This is a genomic window from Bacillus sp. SRB_331, from assembly GCF_003264175.1.
Taxonomy (GTDB): Bacteria; Bacillota; Bacilli; order Bacillales; family Bacillaceae_G; genus Bacillus_A; species Bacillus_A mycoides.
This window is the reverse complement of record NZ_NADV01000017.1, coordinates 1-12,455: the sequence shown is the minus strand read 5'-3', so window position 1 is coordinate 12,455 and position 12,455 is coordinate 1. Positions and strand designations below refer to the sequence as shown.

General features: G+C 33.1%; 8 protein-coding genes and 1 pseudogene. 4 read left to right on the top strand and 5 right to left on the bottom strand.

Translation table 11 applies throughout. The features are described from left to right. The first annotated feature begins 110 nt into the window (after window positions 1-110). Entirely contained in the window at window positions 111-1,094 is a 984-nt protein-coding gene (locus B5P42_RS12655) for a DNA-binding protein (protein ID WP_113734317.1), read from the top strand. 1,060 nt (window positions 1,095-2,154) lie between these two features. On the opposite strand, the gene B5P42_RS12650 is transcribed toward B5P42_RS12655, so the two are convergent. The 5 genes from B5P42_RS12650 to ald form a co-directional block, all read right to left on the bottom strand. Further along, a complete protein-coding gene (locus tag B5P42_RS12650) occupies window positions 2,155-2,862 on the bottom strand; it encodes an IS6 family transposase (RefSeq protein ID WP_113734316.1) in 708 nt (235 codons plus the stop codon). Between the two features lie 132 nt (window positions 2,863-2,994). After that, a complete protein-coding gene (locus B5P42_RS12645) occupies window positions 2,995-4,383 on the bottom strand; it encodes an MFS transporter (protein ID WP_113734315.1) in 1,389 nt (462 codons plus the stop codon). A 751-nt stretch (window positions 4,384-5,134) separates the two neighbouring features. Continuing rightward, window positions 5,135-6,526, bottom strand: coding sequence for an amino acid permease (locus B5P42_RS12640; RefSeq protein WP_113734314.1), 1,392 nt, complete (start codon window positions 6,524-6,526; stop codon window positions 5,135-5,137). Window positions 6,527-6,618: 92 nt separating this feature from the next. Beyond that, window positions 6,619-7,620, bottom strand: a complete 1,002-nt coding sequence (tdcB, locus tag B5P42_RS12635) for a bifunctional threonine ammonia-lyase/L-serine ammonia-lyase TdcB (protein WP_113734313.1) — start codon at window positions 7,618-7,620, stop codon at window positions 6,619-6,621. After that, window positions 7,617-8,729 (bottom strand): alanine dehydrogenase, encoded by a 1,113-nt coding sequence (gene ald / locus B5P42_RS12630; protein WP_113734312.1) that lies wholly within the window; start codon window positions 8,727-8,729, stop codon window positions 7,617-7,619. The genes tdcB and ald overlap by 4 nt, the downstream gene beginning before the upstream one ends. A 569-nt stretch (window positions 8,730-9,298) precedes the next feature. Here ald and B5P42_RS12625 point away from each other — a divergent pair. The 3 genes and pseudogenes from B5P42_RS12625 to B5P42_RS12610 form a co-directional block, all read left to right on the top strand. Beyond that, window positions 9,299-10,645, top strand: a complete 1,347-nt coding sequence (locus tag B5P42_RS12625) for an APC family permease (RefSeq protein ID WP_113734311.1) — start codon at window positions 9,299-9,301, stop codon at window positions 10,643-10,645. 564 nt (window positions 10,646-11,209) lie between these two features. Beyond that, the gene (locus B5P42_RS12620; RefSeq protein ID WP_098786163.1) at window positions 11,210-11,515 is read left to right on the top strand and encodes a hypothetical protein; all 306 of its coding nucleotides are present in this window, start codon (window positions 11,210-11,212) and stop codon (window positions 11,513-11,515) included. Window positions 11,516-11,922: 407 nt separating this feature from the next. After that, window positions 11,923-12,366, top strand: a pseudogene (locus B5P42_RS12610) (IS6 family transposase); the annotation flags it as partial. Window positions 12,367-12,455: the final 89 nt, after the last annotated feature.

Genomic DNA, 12,455 nt, shown 5'->3' with positions numbered 1-12,455 from the left:
AGTATTGATTGTGTTATAATTAATTTGCACTATATATTTTAGAAATTTAACTTTACATAATAAAATTATTGATTTCAGATAACAGAAGTTTACACATAGGAGGAAAAGATATGTTTGAAAGACAAGAAATGAATATGAATACGAATGAAGTAAAAGCTTATTTAGGAATTAGTAGCTTCATTTTTACTACTCTTATGAGACAAGAACAATTAAATCCAATTAATCGAGAGACCTGGCGTTTAGATGGTAGCTTTTTATTTAAGCGAGAAGACATAGAAAAGTTGAAAGAAGATCGTGAGACAGAAGGAATTACCTTATATCAGGCAGCCAAAGATTATAATGTGAGCATGTATCAACTTGAAAAGTGGATAGAACAAGGGGATTTGACTTGTTCTATACAGAAACATCGTAATCGTGAGACTAAATTTGTACATGAGGAAGAAATCAATGGATTGGTACAGCAATTGGATCAGACCAATACTCTATATACATTCTCACAAAAGTATAATGTAGTATTGTTCCAAAAATTTATGGAAGGTAATAAATTAGCACGCATTATATCTATTCCGAAGCGCGGGGATATTGTGCTTATTGATGAGTTTGGAAACAAGATGACACTAGAAGATGCACTAAAAAGGGGGTATGAACCTTCATATGTTCTATCCGATAAACCAAGAAGCCATCATCAAAGGTTTGTCAAATTTCGTTTTCCTAAATCAGATCAATTACGTAGTAATGTTTTTCAAATAATTGATTTGGTACTACAGTATGTATCACCACGAAATATAAAGGTTTCTGAAGAAGATGAATTCTGGTATTTTGATGTTCGTCAATCTATTATTCAATTACCAATGCAAATGCAGGTAGAATGGATTGATTGTTTAAGCCCGTATATAATAGAAGGAAAATTAACAAGACGTGTTAATAATAGCGTGTATTTAGATAGCAGCAGTGTGACTAAGTCAGTAACGATTACAAACAATGAATACCATACAATCACAAAGATTGTAAATGAAACGAACAGTTCTATTGAAGAATTTATTGCAAGCGCAATCCGAGATAAAATTAATCAACATATGTTGTATAAAAGCTAAAATCTTTATCACATTAAGAAGATAACATTTCAAAGAGAACTACTGTACTTCTAGTGGTTCTCTTTTTGTTGCAATAATCTACAAATGTCTTAAAAGTAGAAGTACATTTTATTAATCAGGTAAATCTGATGATTACATTCTAGCATGATTCCAATTATCTGAAATGCATGAGCAAAAATACATTTTCATACGAGATTTTTATTGTAATTACAAAATACTCATCAGAATTGATTGTAAGCAATGATAATTATCGTTGGTATAATTGTATTGTTATTATGCTTAAGAATGTTTAAAGGTGAATCTGATAATTGATTTTTTGTGATGTACAGAAAAAATCAATTATCACATCCTTTTATTTTCACAATAGAACCTAAAAAGAGGTTCTATTACAAAGTTTCTTAATAGAAAAAGTTATGTTGCAAAAAGAATTGGGCCTATTAATTATATGAAGAGAGGCATGTATTGTGTTGCTAGACAAAAATACTTGATACACCAATGTTTACTGTAACTTACTTTAAATTAGTTTACATAAGATATATTATAGGTAGTTGAAAATTTCATTAAATCTTTATCTCAAAATGAATAGTATTCTTATGTCATTGAGATGAAAAAGGGAACTTTCTTGTTTTTCAGATCTGTGTTATGGATAACGTCATGAATTAAACCGATCTAGGATGGGCACTGAATCTTTTACTAAAAAAGATTTATATTACGGGATTAATATTTTGATAGATAGCAAGTTTTAATTCTAAGCTAAAAATGTTTCATATCTCAAAAGAAAGAGTATTCTTGATTTTTGAGATATGAGAGAAAAAAATGCCAGTTTATGCAACCTTCCTTTGTATTTAATTCAAAAAAACATCCAAATCCACTCTATATTTTTTGCTTTATAAAATATAAAAAACATATATGGTGGTTTTGGTGCGAAAATAGCCTAATAGGAATATAGAACAGTAATTTCCTGTTAACTGTGAGACCAAACGACTAATCCAAATATCGGTTCTGGTGCAAAAACTATTTGATAGAGACATAGAACCTACATGGACTGTTCAATTACAGTTTATGATGCAATTCCAAACAATTTATGTATGAATCTAACTTCATTTTGGGCAGACTTCACCTGTGGGTGAAGTTGTCCTTTTTTCAGCATATGCATGGCTTCAACACCACTCAATATAGAAATGGCTGTTTCATACGACTTGAATCCTAACATAGAACGCACACGTTTCTTAATGAAACGGTGATCCTGTTCCACTATATTATTGAGATATTTAACTTGCCTTATTTGTATGCCTTCAGGCATACGTTTCTCTTCCTTTAACTCTTGAATCGCTACGGGATAGGCTGGATTCTTGTCTACTGTTATAACACGAGGTTTACAAATATGAGAAGCAGCCAAGGCTTTCTTAAAAAAGTGCTTGGCTGCTTGTTTATCTCTTGATTCACTTAGATAAAAATCAATGATATTCCCTTCTGAATCGACTGCGCGATATAAATACATCCATTGACCTTTTACTTTCACATACGTTTCATCGACTCTCCAGGAATCATTTGTTGTCTTAAGATGACGTCGTACTCTTTCGTCTAATTTAGGTCCATATTGATGCACCCAGCGCATAATCGTTGTGTGAGCAATAGACAAACCTCGTTCCTCCATCATTTCCACCAAATCACGAAAACTGAGGTTGTACCGCAGGTACCATCTTACCGTTAATAAGATAACATCAGGCTGATAGTGCTTCCATTTGAATAAATTTTCCTTGTCCATACCGATTACACCCCTTTTTTAGAGTAATAGTATCAGTATGTCCAAGATTTAAAGATTACTTGCAATTGCCCTGGAGTTTTTGCACCAGAACCGGTTCTAACATAAAATAATCATTTTAAGGTTTTTATAAATCTATTTTGTCGCTTTTCGTCCTACTAATACCCAGTACAGAGATAAACTAAAAAGGGTAATGAGTACGAGAATGAATAGGATATTACTAAACATGGAAGCATCCGGATTGCTTATAATCCCTAGGAAATTTTTTCTCATTGCGGAATGGTCCATCATTGCGGCTGTATAGGCAATTCCGATTGACATAGCGACATTAAGTGTTAAATTATAAAATCCGATTGCCGTTCCTGTTTTTTCTTTCTCAATCGTACAAATGCAAGAATCAAGTAATGGTGCGTACATGAATGCAAATGAACTAGAGAATAACATCATGGATATTACGAATACAACAACAGAAGTTTTTACAAAGAATCCGCCTAATAGTAAGCTGACCATAATGCTAGACATAGCGATTGTAATACATTGCTTGCTTCCCATAACCTTCGCAAATTTTCCAGAAAGAGCCCCGATTATAGTAGCTGCTATATAGCCTGGAATCAATAATAGTGAAATGGTATCTAGCTTCAAACCATAAATCTTTTCAAGTAAGAATGGAAATAAGAAAATATATGCTAACTGTACAGAGTATATTATAAAAGCAACTCCAAGCAATGAGATAAACTGTTTATTTTGAAAGAATGATATTCCGATAAAAGCTTTTGAGTTCTTGTTGATATAAGTAAGGAACAAGGTAATTGCAACAATAAACAAGAGAAGGTAAATCCAATTAAAATCGGTAATATATAGTAGTAGTGATGCTGAAATGGCTCCAACTAGAAATAATCCTAATACATCTACACTACTGTTTTTCGCTTCTTCCTTAGGAAGATACTTTAAAATAAAAGGAAGGGTAAAAAGTGTTACTAAAGAAAGTAAAAACAGAGTTGTCCAATGGAAATATGTTGAAACATAACCCCCAGTTAGTGCACCTATAAGCTGTGAAAGAGCAAAACTGCTTGTACTTAATCCTAAAAACTTCTTTTGTTCATTTGCAGGTAAATGTTTTGTTACAAATATCACATATAAGGTTTCAGCTGATGCTAAACCGGCAGTCTGGATAATTCGTGAGATAACAACTAGTAAAAACGAGTGTTGAAAAATATATCCCATGACTGAACCGACACATATTAAAATAATACCAATGCTAAAAAGTTTTCTGATACTAACGGAATCTGCTAAAGCAGCGTAAACTACTGCCCCAATTCCAATTACAAGGCCAGCTAGGGTTGCTTGCCAGCTAACAGTTGTCACTGAAATGTCAAAATCCTTTGCCATATCAACAGAAATAATCTTAAACGAATTGTCAATTACCAAACATAATAGAAATAACAATAAGGTAATGGGTACTGCTTTCTTAACACTATATTCCTGAGCTTTCTTCATGCTCACATCTTCATTTATTGTAGACATAGCTATATTCCTCTTTTCTTGTTATTCAGGAAATTTTCTTCCTGAGTCATGATTGTCTGGCCTTTAATTACCAATTGATCCTTTTGTAAAAGGATGGTTTCAGTAATTACTACACCTTTTGTTTCAAATGCGAGGCTTCCTTGTGCACAGCTGTACCCATCTTTGTTCGTTCCTTCTTATGGTGTTCGGAAAGGAAACGTTTTCATATACAACCAAAAACATCGTATCTTTTGATTGCACTTTCATGATGATGCTTAATAACTCCTTGAGCTATATAATATTGTCCGGTTATTTAAAAACTTGTATGCACCTGAATATTGAAAAGGATATCATACCGTTCCTTCTTATGATGTTTACAAGGAAGCATTTTCATGAACAACAAAAAATACCTTACCTTTTGATTGCGCTTTCATGATAATGCATGATGACTCTTTCAGATATAGGGGTATGTGTAGCAATGTAACAGGATAACGCAACAAGCATTAGCGGACATTAGAAATGATAAAATTATCACTTTTTATATGAAAACAGCTTAATTTTAGATACTTTTTCATTCTTCTGAAACAGAAAAATTCGATTTTGTAAAAAGATCAAGAACATATTCCACTGATAATGTCCGATAAGTATCATTAGCGGACATCACAATACACAAAATGGGTATTTCATGTTCACTAACATATGAAATAGCCCGTAAAATGAATGTCCGTTAATACTTAACGTAAGTTTTGGTTCCATTGCTACACACACCCCACTATGAGGTTTCTTCTTTTGTTAGGTGACTATGTTTTTTCGAATAAACAAAGTATACAGCTACTCCAATTGCTAACCAAATACCAAAGTATACCCATGTTGTTAACGGTAAATTTAGCATTAAGAATAAACAACACACAATTGAAATAATCGGTAAAGTTGGTACAAGTGGTACCATAAATCCACGTTGTAATTTCGGATGTGTTTTACGAAGAATGATGACTGATACACCAACCATAGCAAATGTTAATAACGCTCCAATATTTGCTAAATTTGATAATTCTTTTAAATCGATAAAGCCAGCAATTAAAGCACTACCAATTCCTGTTAACCAAGTTGTAAATGTCGGCGCTTCTGTCTTTTGGTTAATTTCCGCAAAATATCCTGGCAATAATCCGTCACGACTCATCGCAAAGAATACACGTGTTGCTGCATAGATATAGGCAAATATTACAGCCATAATACCAATTACAGCTCCAAATGCAATTACTCCTGCTACTTTATCTTGTCCAGCAACTTCTAATACATAAGCCATTGCTTCTGGTACATCTAATTCTTTATAAGAAACCATACCAGTCATAACAAGACAAACTACAACATAAATGATTGTACAAATAACTAACGAAGCAATAATACCAATCGGTAAATCACGTTGCGGATTTTTTACTTCTTCTGCTGAAGTTGCTAATGCATCAAAACCTAAGAAAGCAAAGAATACCGCTGCTCCCCCCGTGAAAACTCCACTTAAACCGTACGGTGCAAATGGTATCCAGTTTTCTGGTTTCACGTAGAATACACCAACAGCAATGAATAAAACAACAATACCAATTTTAATTAATACCATTATATTATTCACACGCTTACTTTCTTTCGTACCTCGTGATAATAACCAAGTTATAACTAACGTAACGAAAACTGCTGGTAAATTCACCATACCACCTTGCGACGGAATCGTTAACAGCGCTTTTGGAATTTCAAGTCCCAATCCACTTACTAAGTTGTGGAAGTAACCAGTCCATCCGCCAGCTACTGCGGCAGTCGTTACAACGTATACTGACAATAATGTCCATCCCATTAAATGAGCTACAAACTCACCAATCGTTACATATGAATATGTGTACACACTACCTGAAACAGGAAGTGTAGATGCAACCTCTGCATAACATAAAGCTGCAAATCCACAAACAATTGCTGCAATCATAAATGAAAAAATAACTGCTGGACCAGCATCTCTTGCTGCCACTAATCCAGTTAATACTAGAACTCCTGTACCAATTATCGCACCAATTCCTAGCATTGTTAGGTCAAATGCCCCTAGTGTTTTTGTCAAAGTCTTACTTTGGCTTTCTCCCAACAATTTCGAAACAGATTTTTTTCGTAATAAGTTGGCCAAAATACATGCCTCCTTTTATGAAAGAAGAGCTAAGATATCCTTCCTAGCTCTTCTTTCATAAAATCAATCTATGTTATAGGTTATCTAAACCTTTATTTCACTTCATTTGCAACAAAGAAATGCTCGCATACACTGGAAATGCGTTTTAAGTCTACATTTCCACCTGAAATAACTGCTACTACCTTTTTACCTTTTATATATTGATCAACTTTTCCTGCAAGAAGTGCAGCTGTAGCTAATGCGCCTGCCCCTTCTACAACAGCTTTGCCACGTTGTAGTAAATCTTTCATGGCTACCTCTAGTTCATCTTCTGATACCGTTACAATATCATCTACTAATTCTTTTACAATTTCAAAGGTTAAATTTCCTGGTATTTTAACCGCACATCCATCTGCTATTGTAGGTGCTTCATAGTGTGATACAATTTTTCCAACATCATAAGAAGCTTTCATTCCATGGACATTAGCAGCTTGAATACCAATAATATTAATTGACGGATTAAAGGATTTCAGTGCAACTGCAATTCCTGAAATTATACCACCACCACCAATAGGTACAATTACAGTATCAACATCCCACATATCATCAAGAATATCTAAACCAATTGTTCCTTGACCCGCCATTACCTCTACATCGTCATATGGATGTAAATATGTTTCACCTGTTTGCTGTATTATTTCTTCACATTTAGCCTTAGCATCATCAAAAGTGTCTCCATGTAAAATAACTTCAGAACCATATCCTTTAGTAGCGTCAACTTTAGCTTGTGGTGCAGAAGTTGGCATAACAATTTTACTTTTAATTCCAAGCAAATGAGAAGATAATGCAACACCTTGTGCATGATTCCCAGCTGAACAAGCAATTACACCGTTTGTTTTTTCTTCGTCTGTTAGATTTGAAATTTTATTAAATGCACCACGAAATTTAAATGATCCAGTTAACTGCATATTTTCCAACTTTAAATATATTTCTCCACCGGTTTTACTTGTCAAATAGAAAGATTTAACAAGCGGAGTCTTACGAGCTTTTCCAAAAAGAATTTGTTGAGCTTTTTTTATATCACCAATGTTAAGTGGTAAAGCTTTGTTAATCATATTAACACTTCTTTCAATGGTTTATAATCTAACTCTAATGTTGATCCTAAATTTTCATAGGTAATCGTACCTTTATAAATGTTTATACCAGATGCCAAAGCTGGTTTGTTGATAATTGCATTCTCTAATCCATCTTTAGCAATTGCTAATAAGTATTCAATATTACCATTTGCTAAAGCCATGGTCGAAGTACGTGGGGTAGCACCAGGCATATTTGGTACAGCATAATGAATTACATCATGCTTAATAAATACAGGGTTATCATGTGTTGTATAGTGATCAACTGTTTCAACTGTTCCACCCTGATCAATTGCAATATCAACAATAACACTACCAGGTTTCATAGATTGAACCATATATTCTTTTACAATTTTCGGTGGTCTAGCTCCTGGTATTAAGATAGTCGAAATAAATACGTCTGCCTCTTTTATATGTTTTTCTAAGTTTTCAGTATTAGATTCAATAACTTGCACAGAATCATTCGCATATTTTTCTTTTAAATAAGCAATTTGTGTGTTGTTTAGTTCTAAAATTGTTACATGACAACCAATTCCAATTGCCATATCACATGCATTAATAGCTGCATTTCCTCCACCTAAAATGACAACATTTCCAGCAGGAATTCCCTCAATTCCTGATAATAAAATTCCTTCTCCTTGATGTTGTTTTTCTAGATAATAAGCTCCCATAAAGACTGCGCGACGACCAGCAATCGCACTCATTGGTTTTAATAGTGCTAAAACACCATCTTCACTAATTGTCTCTCCAGCAATTGCAGTAGTTCCTGCTTGTCTCATTGCTTCCACACATTCTTTAGAAGCTGCTAGATGTAAAAACCCCCATACAATAAGGTCTTTTTTAAAGTAATGATATTCTGCAGGTAATGGTTCTTTTACTTTTACTACCATATCAACATCCCAAGCTTCTTCTTGCGTTACTAAACTTGCACCTGCATTTGTATATTCATCATTTGTATATCCAGAACCTAAACCAGCATCTTTCTGCACTAAAACTTGATGACCTTCTTTAACTAACTTTCTAACATTTTCAGGAGTCATCCCTACACGAGCTTCTCCTTTTTTTATCTCTTTTACTATTCCAATTTTCATTACTAACACGTCCTTTCAAAACGAGTTTATTTCTCAAACAATACCAGCGATTACGAGTGAGTAATATTAAACACAATATATTTATTGTGCGATATATGGTATTTTTTATCGCCTGATTGCCACTATACGATAGCAACATTCAAATTGTTATGTCAATTGATTGTGAAATAGTTCACAAAATATCTTTAATTTATAGGTTAAAAAAACCTATTGCAAAATAATGATTGAATCCTATTTTTTTGTATGCTAGACTTTGTCACGAATAGCATCTCTTCTGAATTTAAAGAAATTTTGGTTATACACTACAAGCTGGAAATTATATAAATTTATGTTGGATATAGATGTTCTTATCTGAATGTTTTATTAAAGATATAATTGCAGATAAACATGTGAAATGTTTCACAAAATTATCTACAATTGTTCATTTTGCTATGTTATTTAATTTTCTATAATAAAGTTCAAAATTTCACTAGCAAAAATATTTTATAAACAAATAGGGAAGAATATTTAAACAAAAATTTAAATTCATTAGAGAGTGTATCTATTCTTATAAAAGAGGAGTGATCACTTTGTCACAACAACTAAAAAAAGACATCGGTTTCTTTGCTGCTTTAACTACTGTAATTGGTACTGTTATAGGAGCTGGTGTTTTCTTCAAACCAACTGCTGTATATGGTGCAACTGGCACGGCAAGCTTAGGATTGCTTGCATGGATAATAGGTGGAATTTTAACTATATGTGCTGGATTAACTGCTGCTGAATTATCAGCAGCTATCCCAGAAACAGGTGGCATGATGGCCTATTTAAAACGTACTTATGGAAATCTAACAGCATTTCTATTAGGTTGGGCACAAACAGTCATTTACTTTCCAGCAAATATTGCAGCGCTTGCTATTATTTTTGGGACTCAAACTGTTAACCTGTTTGGACTAAATCCTAATGAAAATCAAATGCTTATAGTTGGAATTGCTATTATTACTGCAACTTTTGTAACCTTAATGAACTTTTTAGGTGCAAAAGCTGCTGGTGGAATTCAGATGGCTTCTACCATATGCAAATTACTCCCTTTAGGACTTCTTATTATTTTCGGGTTACTACATCAAGGCGATGTAACGTTTCAATTATTCCCAATTGAAGCTGGATCCGATAAGTCTTTTATTTCTGCACTTGGTTCTGCTTTATTAGCAACAATGTTTGCATATGATGGATGGATACATGTTGGGAATATTGCTGGAGAAATGAAAAATCCTAAAAAAGATTTACCTAAAGCTATTATTTTAGGTTTAACAATTGTTATGATTGTATATTTACTAATTAACATTGCATTTCTACTGGTCATGTCTGCAACTGCGCTCGCAGGTACTGATACACCAGCATCTGAAATAGCAACAATTCTCTTTGGTACAATGGGTGGTAAATTAGTTAGTATCGGTATCTTAATTTCTGTGTTTGGAACAATTAATGGATATATTATGACTGGAATGCGAATTCCCTATGCAATGGCCTTAGAGAATAAACTGCCTTTTAGTAAATGGTTTGCTACATTATCTAATAAAAGCAGAATTCCTTATAATTCTGGCATATTTATCTTATTAATTTCTGTAATTATGATGCTTGTTGGTGGGTTTAATACTTTAACAGATATGTTAGTGTTTGTTATATGGATATTCTATACAATGACATTTTTAGCTGTTTTCATTTTACGTAAGAGAGAGCCAGAGCTTATACGTCCTTATAAAGTACCATTATATCCAGTTATACCAATAATCTCTTTATTTGGTGGGGCATTTATTGTGTTAAATACATTATTTACACAACCATTACTAGCATTATGTGGAATAGGGTTAACTGGTTTAGGTCTCCCAATATATTTTAAAATGCGCCATAAACATACTAATGTTAAAGTGGAGAATTAGTGGGTTAGTTGCACCTGAAATAAAATCAATTATTATTAAGTGAATGTAAGGTTATTATTAGTGTTCATAAAACTTTGGAAGAAGAAGAAAAATATAAATTTACAGTCGTTTTGGAAATTAGATAAGATTTAAATAAAAATTTAATTGGAATATTCGTAAATCTATTTTGTAATTGGTAGAAAGTACACATTGGATTTTCAACTTCTTAAAAATTGAGGTTATCAGGTTACATATGTTTTTATGAAAAATTTAATGAGAGCATTTGAATAATGTCATGGAGCAAGAGCATAGATGTGTAAAGCAATGTTTTGCCAATTTAGAAGGAATTCAAAAATCTTTGTCATATACTGCATGTTCCTTCAAAGAAATCCAAATAATCTATAACAAAAACGCAGTTTGTAATCAAACTGCGTTTTTTCAACATACAATGAATTATAGCAATGACTTGAAATGCTTTTGTAATTAGCCAAATTATGTATCTATTAAAAAAATTTATAAAATCCAATTTAACTTATTTTTATAAAATTTCTTCTTTAATTTATAAACATAAAAGGAGAGTTATCAATGATGCTAAAAAATATAACACCGATTGGGATAAATGACGAAGTGAGTAAAACGGTAATTAATCAAATAGGAAATATATATTCAACATTTTTATTTATAAGTCCATCTGGTGATGTCCTTATAAACGAATATTTAAATGAAAATATATGTATTCATACTATTTGCGGGGGAATAATAGCTATAATTGACAATCAAATCCAAATAATAAAGCACCATCAGGTATTGTATCTCAACTTTAAAAAAAATCTTGAATTAAGAAATAATACAACTGAAAATGTAGTTATTTACATTGGATTATGTCAATAAGTACTTAGAAATTGAACTAAATAAGTATCACCAATCCTACTGACATTCATTTTCCTAAGTATTTCATATCTTTGCACTAAGAGGAAAGATATTTTCATCGGAGAGCAATAAAAAACCTATAAATACTTCCTTATATTTTAAGCAAGCTACATCTAACATAAAATTTCCATATCTAGAAAGGAGAGAATATGACAGCATACATCGCAGAAGTATTTGCCACTGCTTTACTTGTAATATTAGGAAATGGTGTTGTTGCAAATGTTCACCTAAGGTGAGCAAAAGGCCACAAAACAGGTTGGATGGTGATAGCTACCGGTTGGGGATTTGCAGTTGGGATTCCGCTGTTATCTTCGGTGGGATTAGTGGAAATCATATTAATCCTGCTTTTACTATTGGTCTAGCGCTTAATGGAAAGTGAGTGGTGCTATCTATATCGTGCCATTGATAGCGATGGACATCCGCTTGATTTCCAACTTCGAAAAACACGTGATCATCAAGCAGCTTGTATGTTCATGAAGCGACTTGTCAAAGCTTTTGGAGAACCAACGGTTCTTACTACAGACAAGGCTCCAGCCTTGCTTTGTGCGTTCAAAAAACTGAAAAAGAACGGCTTTTATGCGCGTACGAAACATTGTACCATCAAGCATCTCAATAAACTGATTGAACAGGATCATCGACATGTAAAACGGCGCTTTGTCAAATCTTCTGGATTCCAAAATTTCCGTCATGCTTCACGTACTATAAAAGGTATCGAGACCATTCATGCCCTATATAAACAAAGGCGATGTTTGCAAAGAGACTCCGCCTTTTCAACGTACAATGAACTTCAACAATTACTAGCTACTTCCTAAACCTTGTTCCTCATTTACCAACCTGTTTATGCTTTTTTCAAACTTTGCAACAGAACCCCTTCTAGGGTTTTGGTGCGAAAATAGCTTAA